This window comes from Flavobacterium sp. MK4S-17 (assembly GCF_009848495.1).
GTDB lineage: Bacteria > Bacteroidota > Bacteroidia > Flavobacteriales > Flavobacteriaceae > Flavobacterium.
The window spans coordinates 39,192-57,276 of sequence record NZ_WWEP01000010.1 but is presented as its reverse complement, the minus strand read 5'-3'; the positions used below and the strand labels follow the sequence as shown (position 1 = coordinate 57,276).

Below are 18,085 nucleotides of genomic sequence, written 5' to 3'. Positions count from 1 at the left end.
TTAAAAAATTTTATAATGAGCATTGATAAAATATTAGCCATTTCGGGCAAACCGGGATTATACGAATTAAAAATACAAACAAGGACAGGCTTTGTTGCCGAATCGCTTTCTGATGGTAAAAGGATAACTGTGGGGCTTAGGAATAATGTGAGCCTTTTATCTGAAATATCAGTTTACACTTATGATGGAGAGATAAAACTATCGGAAGTGTTTAGGGCAATTGCTGAGAAAGAAAATAAAGGCCCTGCAATTTCCCATAAAGAGGATAATGCTACCCTTGAAAATTATTTCAGGGAAGCACTGCCTGAATTTGATGAGGATAGGGTGTATGCCTCGGATATAAAAAAGATACTTAACTGGTATAATACATTACAAGCAAAAGGGCTTGTAAGTAAAGAAAGCCTGGCTGAAGAAGCTAAGGAAGACGAAGTTAAAACAGAAGAATAAATTACCTTACTAAATTTATTTATTATCCTGCCACTTGTTTTAGCGGCAGGATTTTTATTTTTACATAAATAATATAAATATGAATTCAAGACAGCAGCAGCTTAAGGCTTTTAACAGGCTTTTGGATATTATGGACGACCTTAGGGAAAAGTGCCCGTGGGACAGGAAACAGACAATGCAAAGCCTGCGCCACCTGACGATTGAGGAAACTTATGAACTGGGCGATGCTATACTGGATAACAATCTGAATGAAGTTAAAAAAGAGCTGGGTGATATATTGCTTCATATTATATTTTATGCAAAAATAGGCAGTGAAACCGGTGATTTTGATATAGCTGATGTTGCCAATGAAATATGTGAAAAACTCATACACCGCCATCCGCATATATATGGTGACGTAAAGGTTGAAAATGAGGAACAGGTAAAGCAAAACTGGGAAAAGCTAAAGTTGAAGGAAGGCAAAAAATCAGTATTGGAAGGTGTGCCTAAAAGTTTGCCTGCCCTTGTAAAAGCCAGCAGGATACAGGATAAGGCAAAAGGAGTGGGGTTTGACTGGGAAGAACCCGGCCAGGTTTGGGATAAGGTACAGGAAGAATTGCAGGAGTTTCAGCAGGAAGTAAAGGAAGGTAATACGGACAAAATAGAAGCTGAATTTGGCGATGTTTTATTCTCTATGATTAATTATGCCCGCTTTTTAAATATAAACCCGGAAGACGCTTTAGAGCGTACCAATAAAAAGTTTATCAAGCGGTTTCAATACCTTGAAAGCAAAGCAGGGGAAATTGGAAAGCCCCTGGCAGAAATGACACTTGCCGAAATGGATGTTTTTTGGAATGAAGCAAAAAAGTTATAAAATAAAAGCGCCATCATTTTGATGGCGCTTTTATTTTATTCCTGATTGAAACTCCTTATCTGTTTAAGTTTCTCTTTCCAGGTTTTAAGTTCTTCTTTATGGCGTTCTATACTTTTATTTACTTCCTTAACCAAAGGATTATCTGCTTTTGCGTTAGATATGAACTGTATATTGTTTTCCAACTGTAAAATTTCCGACTGAACCTCGTCAATTTTACGCATAATAAATATTTGTTCATTTTCAAGTCTGCGGCTGTCATCACTGTCGGCAAGCTGTTCAAGACGGTTATTAAATTTAACCATTTCAGCCTCTTTTTTAGAAAGGCTCAGTTTATCAAAAAGGGCATCCAGTATTTTATTGAATTTACCTTCTATATGCCTCCTTGCCTGCGGTACACGGCCTATGGCCTTCCAGTTTTCAATATGCTTTTTAATCGCGTCAAGGTCGGTTTTATGCTCACCGGTCAGCTCAAAATCTTTTAACGAGTCAAGATATTCTTTCTTCTTTTCAAAAGCGGCAACCTCGTCTTTGTTTGCTTCGTTCCTGTGTGCATGAAGCCTGTCAAAATAATGATTGCACGCTGCCTTAAAATCTTTCCAAACAGAGTCAGAATATTTTCTTGGCACATGGCCAATGGTTTTCCATTCTTCCTGTATTTGTTTCATAACAGGCGTAGTGGCTGCAAAATCTTCACTGTCTTTAAGCGACTGTGCCTTTTCCACCAATGCCATTTTTTTATTCAGGTTATCCTGCTGGTCTTTTTTAATTTCTTTATAAAAAGAGTTTTTCGTGGTATTAAAATTCCTTACGGCATTTTTAAACTCGGCCCATACATCTTCATTTACTTCAATAGGCACTTTTCCTGCGTTAAAGAACTGGCTTCTTAAAGCTTCAATTTTTTCAATCTGTGCCTGCCATGCATTATGGCTCTCCACTTTTTGACCTGCAATAGCTTCAATCTGTGCTATAATTTCTTTTTTCCTTGCCAGGTTATCCTGTTCTTTCTCTTTAAGTTTTCCATAAAACGCTTCGCGCCTGTCATGCAGTTGCTTGGTCAGTTCGCTAAAACGGTTCCATATTTCCTCACGGTGTTCGCGGGCTACAGGCCCTATTTCCTCTTTCCACATTTTATGCAGAGACTGCAATTCGCGGAAAGCCTTGGTAATATCTTCTTCATTTAATAACTCCTCAGCACGTGCAATAATGCTTTCCTTTTGCTCAAGGTTATGCTTAAAATCCATATCGCGCATTTCCCTGTCAAGGTGCAGGTGGTCATAAAAGCGCTCAATATGAAAGTGAAAGTTATTCCATACATGGTTGTATTTATCCCGGGGTATAGGCCCTGCATTTTTCCAGCGTTCACGAAGTTCATTAACATGCTTAAGCGCATCTTTCATGCTTTCATCGCTGTCCACAAGATTTTTAAGCTCTTCAATAATAGCCAGCCTGTTTTCAAGGTTGGATTTTAAGTCAGACTGAAGTCTTTTAAAGTGGCTGTTTTTTTTATCCCTGTATTGGTTATAAAGGTCGTCAAACCTGTTTTTTAAAGGAAAATGGTAATCAAAACCTGATGTATCACCATCATTTTCATTACTGTACTCATCCCTTTTTTCTTCAATAAGGTGGTTATATTTAGAGTAAAACTCTTTTTTTATTTCCTCGATATGTTCCTTAACCGACATCACCTTGTCATGCTTTAAAAGCTTTTCAAGTTCATCAGCAAGCTTTTCCATTGAAAAAGCCTCATAGTTTTCCATCGGTATATCATGCCTGCCTGAAGCTGATTCATCCTCACTGTCCTCAGCATTGGAATCTTCGATAGATTCTACTGCCGAACGGTCTTTTTTAGGTGCTTCTTCCGCTGTATTTTCATTTTCATTGCTTTCTGTCTCCTTGCCTGCATTCAGCACCTCTTCAGGGGCAAAAGGAAGCTGCCCTTCGGTTTCATGAATATTTTTATTTACACCAAGCCCTTCATCATCCGACACAATATCATCATTGCTGGGAACAAGATTTTTTTGGGTTTGCTCGTGGGCAGGGTTTACGTTTTCTCCATCTGCATTATGCAGGTTATCATTCTTTTCTTCTAACATTGCTAAATGTTTAAGGTTTATACTGCTTTAATGCCGAAAGATAGTAAAGCCACTTTAAAATTCAAAAAAAAACATTAAAATCTCATCTCCTTAATAAGATTTTGAAAACTAAGGTAAGGCGTGAAATACATTAACGGGTTATCCGATTTTTTTATTCCATATTTTCCATGCCTTCTCAGCCTGGTGCACAAGCATTTCATAACCATTTTTGGCTATAGCGCCCGCAGCCTTTGCATTCTTCAGGAATATGGTTTCTTCCGGGTTGTAAATAAGGTCAAAGGCAATGTGCCTATCTGTAAAAAGGCTGTAATCTATTGGCGGATACCGCTCCATATCAGGAAAAGTACCTAACGGGGTGGTATTTATTATAATTTGGTAATCTTCAAATACTTCCTTATCAAGGTCATCATAACTGTAAATAACATCAGTAGCATTGCGCGAAACAAAGTCATATTCAATATTCAGTTTCCTAAGGGCAAATGCTACACCTTTTGATGCACCGCCTGTGCCCAGTATCAGGGCTTTATTGTGGTGCTTTTTTAACAAGGGTTTTAAAGCTTTTTTAAAGCCGTAATGATCGGTATTATATCCTTTTAGTTTCCCTTTTTTTGAAATGGTTATAGTATTTACAGCACCGATAACCTTTGCATTTTTAGAAACAGAGTCCAGTAGCGGCAGTACCTGCTCTTTATAAGGTATGGTTACATTAAGACCTTTAATCTTTTTATTTTCACTAATAATCTGCTTTAAAAGACTTATATCTTCAATGTCAAAATTTTTATATTTATAATTCTCAAGCCCTTCACGTTCAAATTTCTTTTTAAAATAACTTCGTGAAAAAGAGTAACCAATATCTTTACCTACAAGGCCGTATATTTTAGTTTTCATAATATATAAATATAAAAAAACCGGCACTAATGCCGGTAAAATATAGCTAAACTAATTTATTTTTTATGTTTTTTTAAAGTATCCTGTACTACTTTGCTATCCCATACTGTAGGGAAAAATTCCTCTAAAAGCACATGGTTTTTGTAATTAAGCCTTAACCCATTGCTCATATGGAAAATACCTTTTTCATTTTCATTCAGCATAAAATATAATCCAGCCAGCCTGTACTCAATTTCATATTCTTCGGGATAATGGTCGCAAGCCTGTAATAATGTATTTACAGCCATATTATACTCCCCTATAAACTGTAGTGTATCTACCCAAAAAATCCAGGTATCAAGCTGGTAATCGCCAAACTCTACAGCCTTGCGGTAACCTTCTTCTGCCTCTTCATGAAAATTAAGGGCTTTGTTTATAGCCGCATAGCGTTTCCAGTACAGTTTGTTTTCATTATCTATACCAATTGCCTTATTTACATAATAAAGGGCTTTCTGGTAGTTTTTCCTGCGTATGTAAAAATCAGTTATGGCTATCCAAGCCTTATCAAGCAATGGGTCTTCATGAACCGTTTTTAGATAAAACTTTAAAGCTTTTTCATGCTCGCCCAGGCGTTCATGGCATTTGCCGACACGCAACAATGCAAAGGAGGTAGGGTCATCCAGTTCCATTGTTACATTGTAACATGCTATAGCATCCTGGTAACACTTAAGCCTTTCCAGTGTTTTTGCCTTTTCGAGGAATGCCCCTAAAAAGCTTTCATCAATCAGGGTAGCATAGTCAAAGGCCCAAAGCGCCTTTTCATAGTTTTTTACAGTATAATACTGCCTGCCTAACTGGTGCCATGCTACTTCGCTGTAAGGGTTTCTGTCAATAAAACCGTTAAGGAAACCAATGGCTTCGTTATTCTGGTCAAGGAAATCAAAACAATATACTACATTGTACAAAGCCGAATGGTCTTCGGTATCTTCATCAAGGCATTTTATAAAGTTTTCCTTTGCCAGTTCAAGATTATCCATAAAAAGATACTCCATACCTATTAACGAATAAACATCGGCATAATCATCAGTGTATTGCAGAGCGGTTTTCAGCAGTTCTACCGCTTTTTCATGCTGGTCACGCTTAGAATATATATTGGCTTTTTGTATATATATTTCTTCATTTGTTGGTTCTATGGCATAAAGGTCGTTTAAAAGCCTTTCCGCCATATCAAGCTTATCATCAAAAACTAAAAGTTCCACCTGTACTAATTTTAAGCCTGTTGACCTGGGGTGTTGTTCCAGGCCTAGTTTTAAGGCCTTTTTAGCTAAATTTATTTTTCCGGTGTCAAGGTAATGAAGGATGATATCTTCAAACTCTTCCGAATCAAAAAAGAATACCTTATTGGTTTTCAGCATTGATTCAAACTTTGATAAGGATAAACCGTGATCTTCTTCTTCGTGGCTCAAATTCATACTCTCCTTTTGTTTAAAATTATCCTTCTTAAAGTTACAAAACGTTTCTCCTAAAAGGAATTAATTTAGATTTCTTTTGAACAATTTAATTAACAATTTGTATAGTTAATTATTTTGCTGTTCGGCAAGAATCTCATTCATAACTTCAATAATAGTGCCACAACCGTCAGTTATTTCTTCTTTCGAAATAGTTAAAGGCGGGGTTATGCGTATTGCTTTACCCTCAAAAAGCAGCCAGAATAATATAAGCCCTTTTTCCTGGCATCTAAGGATAACTTTATCAGTAATGGCTGCACTTGGCGTCATAGCGGCAAGCATTAACCCTTCACCGCGAACTTCCTCAATAAGCGGGTGCACCAAAAGTTTTCTGAAAAGCTTTTCTTTTTCCAGTGCCTGCGCCATAATGTCAGTTTCGGTAATTTCCTGTAATGTAGCAAGGCAGGCTGCGGCTATAACCGGGTGGCCGCCAAATGTAGTTATATGCCCCAGCTTTGGGTTATGGCTCAGCAAATCCATCATTTCAGCTGAGGCTGTAAAAGCCCCTACAGGCATACCTCCCGCCATGCCTTTACCCATAATAATAACATCGGGAATAACATCATAGTTCTGAAAACCAAACAGTTTGCCTGTGCGCCCAAAACCGGGCTGTATTTCATCCAGTATCATCAGTGCGCCTGTTTCATCACAGCGTTTGCGTACCTTTTTTAAAAAATCGTTATGCGGTTGTATAAAACCTGCACCACCCTGAATAGTTTCCAGTATGATGCCGGCAGTTTTATCCGTTATCTTCTGCAGGTCGTCCTCGTTATTAAACGTTATAAAGTCAACATCGGGTATCAGTGGGCGAAAAACCTGTTTGCGCTCTTCAAACCCCATTACGCTCATAGAGCCCATAGTGTTGCCATGGTAGGCATTATAACACGATATAAGCTGACTGCGCCCGGTAACCCTGCGCGCCAGTTTTAAGGCACCTTCGGTAGCTTCGGTACCGCTGTTGGTTAAATAGGTTTTATTCAGCTTTTCCGGCAGGTGGCTTGCCAGCAGCCTGCAAAATTCGGTTGCCGGATGCTGCGCATATTCGCCATATACCATTACATGCGAATATTTGTTCAGCTGGTTAATAATTGCCTCATTTACCCTTGGGTGCTGATGCCCCAGGCTTGTAGCGGAAACCCCGGCTACAAAATCCAGATAAGCTTTGTTGTTCGTATCAAATATATAAGAACCTTTTGCATGCGAAACTTCAACACCTAAAGGGTGTGGCGAAGTTTGCGCCTGGTATTTAAAAAAATCATTCAGCATTTATATGCCCTTTTATCCAAAAAGTATTAGTAGGGGAAGGGTGCCCTATTTATTGTTTTTTATTCTTTTTAAGCCGTGCAGCCGGTGCTTTTTCCTGCTGCGCATTTTTATCGTAGTTCAGTGTTTGCTCCATAACCTCCATAGGTTTGTCAGGTTTTTGCTTTTGCTTGCGGCTTTCACGGAGAATTTTTTCATGCAGCTCTTTTTCCGCCGGAGGGAATATATCGTCCTTATCCTTAATACGCTCATCGCCGCGCCAAACAAAGCCGCGCAATTTGCGTACATTTTCAGGGAGTTCACTTTCGGGATAACTGTCGCTATCCGGGTTTACAAATGATTGTACAACGTTTATCTTATTATCTTCAAGCTCTATATGTATCCGGCTGCTTACACCTTTATCAATACCCACCAGCTCATCTTCATTATACATATAGTATATCTTTTCGGTATTTTTTATAAGGTCGACCTCGTAAAGTTTATTATCCCTGAATTTTCCATACAGGTTAATTCCCTTTACCTGATTGTACCTGGGGTTTACCGAGTCCTTTTGTGCCCAGAGCGTATCCTTTTGTATTAAAAAGGCATTGTTAAGCACTTTTAAAGAGTCCAGTTGCTCAGTTTTACTATTTGAAATTAAATGAATTACATCTCCTGTAAGCTGGTTCTCACCATTCCATATAACAGGCCTGCCGATAAGCTGGGTAAGCCCTTTTGCCTCATCCGAATGTATGGAATCGCATTTACCGCTCATATCTATTTTATAAAAGCGGGCATCGTTATAACCCCTTATTATCCTGTTGCCTTCTTTACCTGTAATTACCATGCGCTTGGCATGGGTATAAAGCGAATCTGTTTCCACAAGTGTTATGGCAACAGCGTGCTTGGTTACAAAAACAGAATCCAGTTGTTTATATACCTCGCCATAGTGGCTTTTAATTACATATTTATTTAAAGTATCGGTAACACGCACATTATTTGTAGCAGAAGAAAATTCCCTGTTACGGTCATAATATATACTGTCGCCTTTTATAATTTGCGTATCATATTTTATATAGGAATTGGTAAGCAGGTGGGCAAAGTTTTTCTTAGTATCATAAAATCCTTTTTCCGTATAAATATAATTTTCCTTGCTGGTAATGGTGGTAGGGCCAAACACATAGGCATGGCCGGAATTGGTATAATAATCTAGGTGGTTAGATTTCATTACATACTGCGGGTTTGTAAGTGTAACCGCTGTAAGGAACTGGTATTTTTTCTGGTTGGCATAATACCTGCCCGATTTGCTTTTTAAAGTATTTTCACCGTTTACTATAGTACCATACGAATTATAATAGGCCTGCTGTATTGTCCTGTCAAAATTAATGGTATCGGTAGTAAGGGTCATATCGGGAGAACGCATAATTACATTTCCTGTAGCATAGGCAAAATTCCTGTTGCCGTTATACTCGGCATAGCGGCTGTCCAGAAACAGGGAATCCCCCTGGTTTATTTTTACATTACCAAACGCTTTTATGTAATTCTCATCCTGAAAGTGGTAGGCTTTGTTGCACCATATTTTAACCCCGTCATGCTCAAACTGCACGTTACCCGTAAATACCACGGCGCCCGGCACTTCGTTTTGGTTTTGGTCAATAAAGTCTGTTTGCTTAATCAGAATCTTCTTTTTCTCCTGTGCATGTAAAAAAGAGATACCTGAAAGAACAAAACATATAATTAAGAAAAAGAGTTTTTTCAATGTGATAAATTTTGTGCAAAATTACGTAAATACCTATAACAATAACTGCGCCGAAACCTAAAATTAAAAAACGTGGTAACTGCGTAGAAATTGTTGTGTGGGGTAGATACATAAAAAAGCTGCCCCAGGGCAGCTTTTTTTTATCTCATTATCGTTTGTTTCCTGTCAGGGCCTACAGATACTACTTTAATAGGCACTTCCAGTTCTTTTTCAATAAATTCTATGTATGCCTTAAGCTCTGCAGGGAGCTCATCATAGGTGGTCATTCCGGTAAGGTCTGCTTCCCATCCGTTCATTTCTTCATATACCGGCTTTACATTTTCAGGCTCAATATTATAAGGCAGGTGGCTTATTTTTTCTCCTTTATATTCATAAGCCGTACAAACCTTTAAATTTTTAAACCCCGAAAGCACATCGCCTTTCATCATGTAAAGCTGTGTAACGCCGCTAACCTGTATTGCATATTTAAGTGCTACAAGGTCCAGCCATCCACAACGCCTTGCCCTGCCTGTAACCGAACCAAATTCGTTACCCACACGTGCCATTGTTGCACCTACTTCATCAAATAATTCGGTAGGGAAGGGGCCGCTGCCCACGCGGGTGGCATAAGCTTTAAATATACCGAACACCTCTTTTACCTTATTTGGGGCTATGCCCAAACCTGTACACGCGCCAGCGGCAGTAGTGTTAGATGATGTTACAAAGGGGTAAGTACCAAAGTCAATATCCAGTAAAGAGCCCTGTGCACCTTCGGCAAGTATGCTTTTGCCTTCTTTCATGGCTTTGTTAAGGTATTCTTCACTATCAATAAAAGTTAATTCCTTTAAAGCTTTTACAGCCGTAAAAAATTCTGTTTCAAGCTCTTCAAGGTCATATTCAAGGTCAACATTATAAAAGTCAATCATTGCCTCATGCTTATCGGCAAGCGCGCGGTAACGCTCCTCAAAGTCATCCAACTCAATATCGCCCACCCTTATGCCATTCCTGCCGGTTTTATCCATGTAAGTAGGGCCTATGCCTTTTAAGGTAGAGCCTATTTTTGCTTTGCCTTTACTGGCTTCGCTGGCAGCATCAAGCAGCCTGTGTGTAGGCAGTATAAGGTGTGCTTTCCTGGAAATTAAAAGACGTTGCTTAATGTTTATATTAAACTTTTCCAGCCCTTCAATTTCCTTTTGGAAAACCACAGGATCCATAACAACTCCATTGCCTATAATATTAATAGAATTTTTATGGAATATACCTGATGGTATTGTCCTTAAAACATGTTTAATTCCATCAAACTCAAGGGTGTGCCCTGCGTTTGGCCCACCCTGAAAGCGTGCAATTATATCATATTTAGAGGTAAGCACGTCAACAATTTTTCCCTTGCCTTCGTCTCCCCATTGCAGTCCTAGTAGTAAATCTACTGTCATTAGTGTTTAGTTGTTTGTTTATAATGTAGTTATTGTTGTACTTAATTTAAAAACAAAAACCAATCCTTATTCAGGGTTGGTTTGCCGTTGCTTTTTTTACCGGTTGTATTAACTTTCGGCAGCAGGCTGTTTTTTATGGCCATAAAGGTATAAAGAATGGTTATGAATTTCAATACCAAAAATTTCCTCTATAGTTTTTTTTATTGACTGTATCCTTGGGTCGCAAAACTCTATAACCTCCCCGGTATCAGTCATTATAATATGGTCGTGCTGCTTGTCAAAATAAGATTTTTCGTAATGGCTTTGGTTTTGGCCAAACTGATGCCTTCTTACCAGTCCGCACTCCAAAAGCAACTCTATAGTATTATAAAGCGTGGCGCGGCTTACACGGTAATTTTTGTTTTTCATTTTAATATAAAGTGACTCTATATCAAAATGTTCCTGGCTGTTGTATATTTCCTGGAGTATAGCATAACGCTCAGGTGTTTTCCTGTGCCCCTTGTCTTCAAGGAACTTTGTGAAAACATTTTTTACAATATCCTGGTTTTTATTGTTTTCCATTGTTATGAGTAAAACGCAAAGATAATTTAATTTTTGCGAGTAAAATAATTTATAATAAACGCCGGTTAATTTAGTTTGAAATGCGGGTAACTTTATCTATACCATCTATCTTTTTAATATTATCTATCAGCTTTTTCAGTATGGTATTATTTTGTACTACTACGGTTAACTGGCCATTAAAAACACCTGCATTACCACTAAGGGAGATGCTTTGTATATTAACATGCATATTGTTGGAGATAACCTTTGTTAGCTCATTGGTTAGCCCCAGTGTATCTATACCTGTAATTTTAAGCGTGGCCTTAAATTCTTCCTGAGACGAATCAATCCATTTGGCAGGGATAATCCTGTAGGCATAATTACTTTGCAGCCGTATGGCATTGGGGCAGTCCTTTTTATGGACTTTAATCCCCTCATTTATGGTAATAAAGCCAAATACATCATCTCCGGGGATAGGGTTGCAGCAATTGGCAAGCTTATAATCCAGCTTATCTTCATTCTTACCAAAAACAAGCAAATCATAGTTTCGGCTTATTTCGTCTTTCTGAATTTCCTCCTGCGGGGCGGCAGGGGCACGCTTTATTTTGCCTTTAAAGAAATTCATTAAAGTATTCCCCTTTTGGGCTGCGTAATCTTTTAGCTGCTGGTTATCAATAGTACCAACACCTACCCTGTAAAAAAGGTCGAGGCTTGTTTTTAGCTTAAAGTAATTTACCAGTTCATTAACCGTAGTTTCATTAAGGTTAATTTTCATGTGGCGCAGCTTGCGGGTAAGCAGCTCTTTACCTTCTTCAGCTATCTTCTTGGTATTTTCATTCAGTACATTCTTAATCTTATTCTTGGCACGCGATGTGGTAACATAATCAAGCCAGTGCGAATTGGGCTTTTGGTTGGGCGAAGTTATAACCTCTACCTGGTCGCCACTGTTCAGTACATGGTTTAGCGGTACAAGTTTCCCGTTTACCCGGGTACCGCGTGTATGCACACCAATTTCAGAGTGTATACTGAAAGCAAAATCAAGCGAAGTTGCCCCTTTTGGTAAAGATTTTATTTCACCTTTAGGGGTAAATACATAAATTTCCTTTGCATATAAATTAAGCTTAAAATCTTCTACAAAGTCAACCGCGTTGCCCGATGTGTTTTCCAGTGCCTCCTTAAGCAGATTAAGCCATGTTTCAAGGCCGTGCTCCTCGCTGTTACCCTGTTTGTATTTGTAATGGGCAGCATAGCCTTTTTCAGCAATTTCATCCATGCGCTCGCTGCGTATCTGTATTTCCACCCAGCGGCCTTTTGGCCCCATAACAGTTATATGCAGTGCTTCATAACCGGTAGATTTTGGTGAGGATATCCAGTCCCTCAATCGGCTCGGGCTTGGCCTGTAATGGTCAGTAACTATAGAATATATTTTCCAGGCAAGAAATTTTTCATCGTGTGGCGATGCTTTATATATAATGCGCAGTGCAAACTTGTCATACACCTCATCAAAGCTTACCCCCTGGTTAAGCATTTTACGGCGGATGGAATATATTGATTTTGGCCTGCCTTTTATTACATACTCAATACCTTCAGTATCAAGCGAACTTTTCAGCACATCAGAAATTGATTTAATATAAGCATCCTGTTCCTCCTTGCTTTCCTTCATTTTGCTTACAATATCATTGTAAACAGCAGGTTCTGTATATTTAAGTCCAAGGTCTTCAAGCTGGTTTTTAATATTATAAAGCCCAAGCCTGTGTGCCAAAGGAGCATAAATATAAAGTGTTTCCGAAGCTATTTTTGCCTGCTTATAATCAACCATGGAATCCATGGTTTGCATATTGTGAAGCCTGTCGGCAATTTTTATAAGTATAACCCTGACATCATCATTAAGGGTAAGCAGCATCTTGCGGAAATTTTCTGCCTGTATGGATATTTCCTGATCGGTTTTTACCTGGGCAATTTTTGTAAGGCCCTCAACAATCTGTGCAATTTTAGGATTAAACATTTTTTCAATGTCCTCAACGGTAATATCGGTATCCTCAACCACATCGTGCAGCAGGGCAGAGGCGATTGAAGTAGCGCCAAGCCCTATTTCGGAAGCGACAATTTTTGCAACGGCAATAGGGTGGAAAATATAGGCTTCGCCAGATTTCCTCCTTTGATCTTTATGGGCATCTACCGCTACATCAAATGCTTTTCTGATAAGCTTTTTATCGTCTTCGGAAAGTGTTTGATAACTGATGCGCAGCAGCTCTTTATATTCTTTGGCTATTGCTTTGTTTTCCTGTTCTAAATCAATCTCAATCATACATTGTATCAATAGCCTTAAAGTTAATTAAATAAATTATGAAATACAATAGGTCCACACACTTAAAGTTACTATGATTCAAATGCCCTTGCATATTTTTTAAGCAGCAATTTATCAATCCTAAACAGGCGTGCAACAGATACAGCAAAACCTGCAAATGGCGAGAGGGTTTTTAAAGAAAATATTATTTACATGGGTATCACCCCAGTGCAAAAGCAGTGCAGCATAAAAAGGATTTTTAGGAATAAATTTTTTATTTGTTTTGCCATCATTCACAAGCCCGAAAAGCACTTTAATAAAATTCTCAAATCCAGGCTGGCCTTTGCGTAAAGTAATGCGAAAAATTATAGGTTCGTCCGTATCATTAAAAAAACGATGTTCTTTACCAATTGGTATTAAACAGCTATGGCCTGGGCTAAGGTGCAGGACTTTTTCCTGGTACTGAATACCAAGCTTCCCTTTTATGGCTGTAAATTCTTCCGTAAACCTTGTATGGTAATGCAAAGGATTACCGCCACCCGGCATAAGCTGAACCTCCAGCAAAGAATATTCCCCGTTTGTTTGTGCAGCACTTTCAATAATTTGTGTGTACTCACCATTTAATGAATTATGGTAAATGCCCGCATCTGCACTATTGCTTTCCATCAAAACCCTCTTTGCCTTTTGGCTTCAAATATAAGTATTGCTGCCGCTACCGAAACATTCATTGAATCTATTTCGCCCTGCATGGGTATTATTATGTTTTTTGTTGAAGCAATCCGCCATTCTTCAGATAATCCTGTTGCTTCGGTGCCTACTACAAGCGCAGTTGGGGTGGTATAATTTTGTGTATGGTAATAATCAGAGTCCTGTAGTGTAGCGCAATAAATATTTATATTATTTGATTTTAAAAATGCTATAACCTCATTTGTTGTACCTGTAGCAATCTGGTTAGTAAACAAGCAACCCACACTCGAGCGAATAATGTTTGGGTTATACATATCGCTTTTAGGATTGGCAATTATTACCGCATCAAGTTTTGCAGCATCTGCCGTGCGCAATAATGCACCAATATTACCCGGCTTTTCGATAGCCTCGGCAACAAGTATCAACGGGTTTTCTCCCAGTTTAAGTTCACTCAGGCTAAGTTCTTTGTTTTTTGCTATAGCTATTATTCCTTCGGTAGAATCTCTGTAAGCTAATTTTTGGTACACTTCCCTGTTTATTTCAATAAGTTCTGCCTGTTTTCCAGCCAGTCTTTTTGCTTCTGTTTCTGTCAGCATATCAGGTACAAACAAAACTGTTTTTATTTCATACCCTCCCTTTTTTGCCAGCATGATTTCCCGTTGCCCTTCAACAAGGAAAGTACCGCTTTGCTTGCGTGCCTTTGCTTTTTCCTGCAATTGCACAAGTTGTTTTATAAATGGATTTTGCGCACTGGTAATCAGTTTCATTTTTAAGTAAGTATTGGTTGCCTTAAATTAAAGTATTCCCCTTGCCTTTATTTCAAGATACTTGTTTATACTGTCAATTGTAAGGTTTTCAGGTTTTGTAAGTACGGAGTAAATACCATATTTCATAAGTTCATTTACAATCAGCCTTTTTTCAAAAGCAAATTTCTCGGCAATTACCTGGTCATATATTTCCTGTACATTTTCAGCTTTTTTATGAATAAGCTGCTCCAATTCCGTATTCTCAAAAAACACAACTACAAGCAGGTGGCTCTTTGCCATTCCTTTCAGGTAGGGTAACTGCCTGTTAAGGCCGTCAAGCGTTTCAAAATTAGTATAAAGCAATATCAGGCTTCGCTGTGTAATATTCCGCTTAATATCAGCATACAATCTACCGTAATCACTTTCAAAAAAATCTGTTTTAATATTATACAGGTTTTCCAAAATACGCTGCATTTGCGATGTACGCCTTTCTGCTTCCACCCGGTTTTCAACTTTCTTGGAAAAAGTGAACATACCGGCTTTATCCTGTTTTTTCAATATAATATTTGAAAGCACAAGTGTGGAGTTAATAGCATAATCCAGCAGGCTAAGCCCGTTAAAGGGCATTTTCATTACACGCCCTTTGTCAATTGCCATATATACATTTTGCGATTTTTCATCCTGAAACTGGTTTACCATAAGCTGGTTTCTTTTGGCTGTCGCCTTCCAGTTTATTGTTCTTATATCATCGCCAGACACATATTCCTTAATCTGCTCAAACTCCATAGTGTGCCCTATACGCCTTATTTTTTTTAACCCATACTGAAAAAGCCTGTTGGAAAAAGCCATAAGGTCATATTTGCGGAGCTGAATAAACGAAGGATAAGTGGGTACCATTTGCCCATTGTTAAATATATACCTGCGGGAAGCCAGTAGCAGTGGTGAGGAAACATATATATTAAGCCTTCCAAAAAAATATTCCCCGCGTTCTGTAGGGCGAAGGCTGTACTCTATTGTATCACTGCCGCCCGGAGCCAGCTTCCTCTTAATATCGAAATTGCGTAACTGAAACTGGAAGGGTACCTCGTCAATTATTTTAAGGGTTACAGGAAAAGAATAAAAACTGTTAATGGTTACCTGCACCGGGTTTTCATCACCGTTAGAAAATTTTTCGGGAGCCTGCCGGGAACCTTCAATTCTTTTTCCTGCAAATAACAGAATAACATCAATAACAGTAAAGGCAATAAAAACATACAGCAACAGCCAGGTAGCATTATATAATGCCGGAAAAAAATGCGCAAAAATGAAGCATGCCATAATGCCCATCAGCACATAAAAGAAAAAGTTGCTGACGTATATTTTTTTAAAGAAGCCCATTAACGAGGTATTTCTATTGAATCTACAATTTGCTTTATTATTTCAGGACTTGTAAGCCCTTCCATTTCACGCTCAGGTGCTACCATTACCCTGTGCTGCAATACCGGTACTGCTGCTTCTTTAATATCTTCGGGGGTAACAAAATCCCTGCCGCGTAGGGCAGCATATCCTTTAGAAGCATTTAATATGGCTATGGAAGCGCGCGGTGATGCACCAAGGTATAAAAATGCATTTTCACGTGTGTTGGTAACTATGCGGGCTATATACTCCAAAAGGTTAGGCTCTATAATAACCTGCTTTACAAGAGCCTGGTATTTTAAGATGGCTTCACGGGACAGTATTTTTTTTATCCCGTCCAGCTTTTGCCTGTCCTTCAGCTCGTTTTCCTTTTGAAGTATAAATATTTCTTCCTCAAGGTTAGGATAGTCTATGGTTATTTTAAAAAGGAACCGGTCGAGTTGCGCTTCAGGCAGGCGGTAAGTACCTTCCTGTTCAACAGGGTTTTGAGTGGCAATAACCAAAAACGGCGCTTCCATGGCGTGGGTTTCCCCTTCAACGGTTATCTGGCGCTCTTCCATAACCTCAAAAAGGGCTGCCTGTGTTTTAGCGGGCGCGCGGTTTATCTCATCAATTAATATAAAATTTGAAAAAACAGGTCCTTTCTTAAAATCAAATGATGATTTGGAAAGGTCGAATACAGAAGTTCCCAATATATCTGAAGGCATTAAGTCGGGTGTGAACTGAATCCTGCTGAAGTTAAGGGAAAGGGTTTTGGAAAGCAGTTTTGCCGTAATGGTTTTAGCCACCCCGGGAACACCTTCCAGTAATACGTGCCCGTTTGATAATATGGCAACCAAAAGGCGGTCAATCATTTTTTGCTGCCCTACAATAACACTGCTTATTTCCTGTTTTATATCAGCTATGGCCTGCTGTAGTTCAGAAAGGTTCAAACGCGACTGGAAATTAATATCATCAGTTTGCGCAGGAGTTTCTGGATTTTGATTATTCTCCATGCCTGTATTTTCAGTCGGATTTATTTCGCCAGGGTTATTTTCGCTGTTGCTGCCGTATTCTGTCATAATCTTAGTTTTTCAATTGCTTTATTTATTTCAATTACGTCTTCTTCGGTACTTTCAAATTGGTACCTGTATTTTTTTATAAGCCGTATGGCATGCTGTATATGGGCTATCGGCTTTCCTGTTTTTAAATGCAGTTTTTCAACAAAAGTATCGTCAAGATCATAGGTATCTATCAAATATTCATTTCGTATATGCTCCAGGAAATATATAATTTTCTTTTCAATTATGGTATGGTGGTTTTTTTCCTGGTAATACAGGTTGCCTATTGTTTTTGTAAAATCAACAGTTGTATTTTTTACAGGTGCCATTTCAGGTATTATACGCTGCTTTCTTTTGGCATTGAATATTATAAATATAATAATGCCAATCAGCCCCAAATATAATGACCAGCGCAAAGCCTTGTTCTGTAATATGTAACGTAGTGGCGAGCCGGACGCCTCACCTGTAAAATGCCGGGCATACCAAAACAGTGTGTTTTTCGGCATGAATGAAACCAGCTTTTCAGTATATTGATAATGATTGCCTTTCAGGAGGTGGAAGTTACTGAAAGCTGCCGGCTGCGTGTGCAGCAGGAAGCTGCCCATGCCGTAGCGAACTTTAATATAATTGGCCTGCTGTATCGTGTCAATCCACTGGTGCCCTAACACTATGGTGTTGAGTGTATCTATACTGGTAAAATACTGAATACCGCGCCCTTCCACCAACTTGTATTTCTCCGTATCGGTATTTTTGTTATCAACACTTAATGATATAGTGTCTTTATAAAAAAAGGAATCGCCGGTTTCAAACTTAAGCGAGTCCAGTAAGGCGGGCGGAAAAGTTTTCATGCTTAAAAATACGGTGTTGCCGTGTTCGGCAAAGTATAAAAGCTCTTTAGCCGACTCGTTATCAATTTCCGATTCTTCGGCTATATGCATAAATGTACCGCTTACATTGTAACTCTTTTTCTCATAATCATATTTTGGGTCAAAATATTCATAAGGAGTGGTGGAAATTTTTTTTATTGGCTGCCCTTTAAATATGTTTTTCGATTCTTTATCAAAAATATATAATCCCAACGGCCTTTTATCGGTAACAGAGTAGGAGGGTGTCCAGTCTATAGGTTTGGGCCTGCCGGAATCAATTACTATTAAAAGCCCTAAAACCAGAACAAGGAATATTATGTATATGGTAACTTTCCTGTTCATT

At 38.7% G+C, this 18,085-nt stretch carries 15 protein-coding genes; 2 read left to right on the top strand and 13 right to left on the bottom strand.

All coding sequences use genetic code 11. The annotated features are described in order from the left end of the window. Window positions 1-15: 15 nt before the first annotated feature. Window positions 16-447, top strand: coding sequence for a DUF5606 domain-containing protein (locus GSF09_RS04615; protein ID WP_159799770.1), 432 nt, complete (start codon window positions 16-18; stop codon window positions 445-447). A 79-nt stretch (window positions 448-526) separates the two neighbouring features. After that, window positions 527-1,300, top strand: a complete 774-nt coding sequence (gene mazG, locus GSF09_RS04610) for a nucleoside triphosphate pyrophosphohydrolase (RefSeq protein WP_159799769.1) — start codon at window positions 527-529, stop codon at window positions 1,298-1,300. Window positions 1,301-1,335: 35 nt separating this feature from the next. On the opposite strand, the gene GSF09_RS04605 is transcribed toward mazG, so the two are convergent. The 13 genes from GSF09_RS04605 to GSF09_RS04545 all read right to left on the bottom strand — a co-directional run bounded on the left by GSF09_RS04605 (window position 1,336) and on the right by GSF09_RS04545 (window position 18,084). After that, window positions 1,336-3,393 carry a DUF349 domain-containing protein gene (locus tag GSF09_RS04605; protein WP_159799768.1) on the bottom strand — a complete coding sequence of 686 codons (2,058 nt, stop codon included), beginning with the start codon at window positions 3,391-3,393 and terminating at the stop codon, window positions 1,336-1,338. Between the two features lie 138 nt (window positions 3,394-3,531). Next, entirely contained in the window at window positions 3,532-4,281 is a 750-nt protein-coding gene (locus GSF09_RS04600; RefSeq protein ID WP_159799767.1) for a shikimate dehydrogenase, read from the bottom strand. Window positions 4,282-4,337: 56 nt separating this feature from the next. After that, window positions 4,338-5,732, bottom strand: a complete 1,395-nt coding sequence (locus GSF09_RS04595; protein WP_159799766.1) for a tetratricopeptide repeat protein — start codon at window positions 5,730-5,732, stop codon at window positions 4,338-4,340. A gap of 105 nt (window positions 5,733-5,837) precedes the next feature. Beyond that, the gene (locus GSF09_RS04590; RefSeq protein ID WP_159799765.1) at window positions 5,838-7,034 is read right to left on the bottom strand and encodes an aspartate aminotransferase family protein; all 1,197 of its coding nucleotides are present in this window, start codon (window positions 7,032-7,034) and stop codon (window positions 5,838-5,840) included. A gap of 49 nt (window positions 7,035-7,083) precedes the next feature. Then, window positions 7,084-8,769 (bottom strand): OstA-like protein, encoded by a 1,686-nt coding sequence (locus GSF09_RS04585; protein WP_159799764.1) that lies wholly within the window; start codon window positions 8,767-8,769, stop codon window positions 7,084-7,086. 140 nt (window positions 8,770-8,909) lie between these two features. After that, window positions 8,910-10,181, bottom strand: coding sequence for an adenylosuccinate synthase (locus GSF09_RS04580; protein WP_159799763.1), 1,272 nt, complete (start codon window positions 10,179-10,181; stop codon window positions 8,910-8,912). A 108-nt stretch (window positions 10,182-10,289) separates the two neighbouring features. After that, window positions 10,290-10,742, bottom strand: a complete 453-nt coding sequence (locus GSF09_RS04575; RefSeq protein WP_159799762.1) for a Fur family transcriptional regulator — start codon at window positions 10,740-10,742, stop codon at window positions 10,290-10,292. Window positions 10,743-10,812: 70 nt separating this feature from the next. Then, complete coding sequence (locus GSF09_RS04570) at window positions 10,813-13,029, bottom strand: bifunctional (p)ppGpp synthetase/guanosine-3',5'-bis(diphosphate) 3'-pyrophosphohydrolase (RefSeq protein WP_159799761.1); 2,217 nt, start codon at window positions 13,027-13,029, stop codon at window positions 10,813-10,815. 120 nt (window positions 13,030-13,149) lie between these two features. After that, complete coding sequence (locus GSF09_RS04565) at window positions 13,150-13,674, bottom strand: cupin domain-containing protein (protein WP_159799760.1); 525 nt, start codon at window positions 13,672-13,674, stop codon at window positions 13,150-13,152. Beyond that, the gene (locus tag GSF09_RS04560) at window positions 13,674-14,462 is read right to left on the bottom strand and encodes an RNA methyltransferase (RefSeq protein WP_159799759.1); all 789 of its coding nucleotides are present in this window, start codon (window positions 14,460-14,462) and stop codon (window positions 13,674-13,676) included. The genes GSF09_RS04565 and GSF09_RS04560 overlap by 1 nt, the downstream gene beginning before the upstream one ends. 27 nt (window positions 14,463-14,489) lie before the next feature. Beyond that, on the bottom strand, window positions 14,490-15,818 hold the full coding sequence (locus tag GSF09_RS04555; protein ID WP_159799758.1) for a DUF58 domain-containing protein: 1,329 nt from the start codon (window positions 15,816-15,818) through the stop codon (window positions 14,490-14,492). Then, complete coding sequence (locus GSF09_RS04550) at window positions 15,818-16,831, bottom strand: MoxR family ATPase (protein ID WP_236564847.1); 1,014 nt, start codon at window positions 16,829-16,831, stop codon at window positions 15,818-15,820. Before GSF09_RS04550 ends, GSF09_RS04555 begins: the two co-directional genes overlap by 1 nt. A gap of 62 nt (window positions 16,832-16,893) precedes the next feature. Beyond that, complete coding sequence (locus GSF09_RS04545) at window positions 16,894-18,084, bottom strand: DUF4350 domain-containing protein (protein WP_159799756.1); 1,191 nt, start codon at window positions 18,082-18,084, stop codon at window positions 16,894-16,896. Window position 18,085: the final 1 nt, after the last annotated feature.

Excerpts from the sequence above, each read along its gene's own strand:
- GSF09_RS04555 (WP_159799758.1), bottom strand. The coding sequence starts at position 15,818 with ATGGGCTTCTTTAAAAAAATATACGTCAGCAACTTTTTCTTTTATGTG.
- GSF09_RS04545 (WP_159799756.1), bottom strand. The coding sequence starts at position 18,084 with ATGAACAGGAAAGTTACCATATACATAATATTCCTTGTTCTGGTTTTA.
- GSF09_RS04580 (WP_159799763.1), bottom strand. The coding sequence starts at position 10,181 with ATGACAGTAGATTTACTACTAGGACTGCAATGGGGAGACGAAGGCAAG.
- GSF09_RS04590 (WP_159799765.1), bottom strand. The coding sequence starts at position 7,034 with ATGCTGAATGATTTTTTTAAATACCAGGCGCAAACTTCGCCACACCCT.
- GSF09_RS04600 (WP_159799767.1), bottom strand. The coding sequence starts at position 4,281 with ATGAAAACTAAAATATACGGCCTTGTAGGTAAAGATATTGGTTACTCT.
- GSF09_RS04595 (WP_159799766.1), bottom strand. The coding sequence starts at position 5,732 with ATGAATTTGAGCCACGAAGAAGAAGATCACGGTTTATCCTTATCAAAG.
- GSF09_RS04605 (WP_159799768.1), bottom strand. The coding sequence starts at position 3,393 with ATGTTAGAAGAAAAGAATGATAACCTGCATAATGCAGATGGAGAAAAC.
- mazG (WP_159799769.1), top strand. The coding sequence starts at position 527 with ATGAATTCAAGACAGCAGCAGCTTAAGGCTTTTAACAGGCTTTTGGAT.
- GSF09_RS04570 (WP_159799761.1), bottom strand. The coding sequence starts at position 13,029 with ATGATTGAGATTGATTTAGAACAGGAAAACAAAGCAATAGCCAAAGAA.
- GSF09_RS04565 (WP_159799760.1), bottom strand. The coding sequence starts at position 13,674 with ATGGAAAGCAATAGTGCAGATGCGGGCATTTACCATAATTCATTAAAT.
- GSF09_RS04615 (WP_159799770.1), top strand. The coding sequence starts at position 16 with ATGAGCATTGATAAAATATTAGCCATTTCGGGCAAACCGGGATTATAC.
- GSF09_RS04550 (WP_236564847.1), bottom strand. The coding sequence starts at position 16,831 with ATGGAGAATAATCAAAATCCAGAAACTCCTGCGCAAACTGATGATATT.
- GSF09_RS04575 (WP_159799762.1), bottom strand. The coding sequence starts at position 10,742 with ATGGAAAACAATAAAAACCAGGATATTGTAAAAAATGTTTTCACAAAG.
- GSF09_RS04560 (WP_159799759.1), bottom strand. The coding sequence starts at position 14,462 with ATGAAACTGATTACCAGTGCGCAAAATCCATTTATAAAACAACTTGTG.